This is a genomic window from Monashia sp. HAY1-5C (assembly GCF_056755255.1).
Map to the genome: position 1 here is coordinate 1 of NZ_JBPGXG010000360.1, position 271 is coordinate 271.

Here is a 271-nt window from a genome sequence, read left to right on the forward strand (position 1 = left end):
TTATTCATCTTTTCGTAAGCCATATAGCGTTGTTTCTTCTTGCGTTCACCGGAAAGAATATCGTAAATACTTTCCAAACTGAAAGTCAGTCCGCCATCTCTCAATCCGGCCACAGGGAGCTGAGGAGGAGTGCCGTCTCCTTTAGGTTCAGGCAGTCCGATCACTTTTTTTATAGCCAGTGCTTTGTCTTCTTTTCGGATGGCATTTACATCGTATCTGAGATTTCCTGTAGGTTTAAATCTGTTGATCACAACTTCCTGAATGTCATGGT

At 42.8% G+C, this 271-nt stretch carries 1 protein-coding gene; it reads right to left on the reverse strand.

Going from position 1 to position 271, the window contains the following annotated elements; translation table 11 throughout:
* A partial coding sequence (locus ACR9ZK_RS22030; protein WP_481344083.1) for a hypothetical protein occupies window positions 1-271 on the reverse strand: 271 nt, incomplete at both ends.